1 protein-coding gene is annotated in these 1,229 nt (G+C 51.5%); it reads right to left on the bottom strand.

What is annotated here, in order from left to right; all coding sequences use genetic code 11:
- Positions 1-18: 18 nt before the first annotated feature.
- A protein-coding gene (locus tag FU672_RS24795; RefSeq protein WP_148245229.1) for an IS3 family transposase occupies positions 19-1,166 on the bottom strand; the annotation gives its coding sequence in 2 pieces (ribosomal slippage) (positions 19-929 and positions 929-1,166; 1,149 coding nt in all).
- Positions 1,167-1,229: the final 63 nt, after the last annotated feature.

The following is a 1,229-nucleotide window of genomic DNA, read 5'->3' as shown; positions in this document are numbered from 1 at the left end:
TGAATCGCCACGGATAATCTAGACACTTCCGAGCCGTTGATAATACTGGTTTTCATATTCTGTCGGTGACATCTGATCGCTGGAACCATGCCGACGCTTACTGTTATAAAACATTTCGATGTAATCAAAAATATCACTGCGGGCTTCTTCCCGCGTTCCGTAGATCTTTTTCTTTATCCGTTCGCGTTTCAACAACTGGAAAAAGCTTTCTGCAACCGCATTATCATGGCAGTTACCGCGACGGCTCATGCTGCCCTCCAGGCCGTGTGATTTCAGGAACGACTGCCACTCATGGCTTGTGTACTGACTGCCCTGATCCGAATGAACCAGCACCTGTTTTTGGGGATTACGCCGCCATACAGCCATCAGCAGTGCGTTCAGGACAATGTCCTTTGTCATCCGGGATTGCATGGACCAGCCGATAATTTTGCGTGAGAACAGATCAACAACCACGGCCAGATACAGCCAGCCTTCGTGGGTCCTGATGTAGGTTATGTCCGTTACCCAACGCTCATCCGGAGCATCCGGATTGAACTGTCGCTGGAGCCTGTTGGGCGACACGATACTGGCCTCGCCTTTACGTGCCCGCGGGCTCCGGTATCCGACCTGAGCCTTTATCCCGACACGTTTCATCAGTCGCCAGACTCTGTTCACTCCGCACTGTTGCCCGCTGTCCCGCAGATCCAGATGGATTTTGCGATAACCATAGACACACCCCGATTCCAGCCAGAACTGTTTAATCTGTCCTGTCAGTCTCAGGTCTGCCTGATGGCGTTGTGAATGCGGCTGCTGAAGCCAGGCGTAAAAGCCACTGGGATGAACATCCAGCACCCGACAGAGCAGGCGAACAGGCCAGCAACGGGCGTTGTCACGGATAAAGGCGTACCTCAGTCGGACAGTTTTGCGAAGTACGCCGCGGCTTTTTTTAATATGTCCCGTTCGTCCGTAACCCGCTTCAGCTCTTTCTGGAGACGACGGATCTCGGCCTGAGCATCTGACTGTTCTTTATGAGTGGAGGAATCCGGACCGTACTTCTTTATCCAGGCGTAAAGGCTGTGGGTGGTGATATCGAGACGTGTTGCAACGCTGGAAACAGAATAACCACGATCAACAACCTGTTTGACTGCTTCAATTTTAAACTCTTCGGGATAACGCTTACCGCTCATGGGCACCTCTCTTTAAGCCATCTTAAATGACTCTGAGGTGTCTGTTAAACCCATGGCGATTCA

Source organism: Enterobacter asburiae, from assembly GCF_008080435.1.
Classification (GTDB): Bacteria; Pseudomonadota; Gammaproteobacteria; order Enterobacterales; family Enterobacteriaceae; genus Enterobacter; species Enterobacter asburiae_C.
The sequence above is the reverse complement of the archived record's forward strand: the minus strand, read 5'-3'. Positions and strand labels throughout refer to the sequence as shown.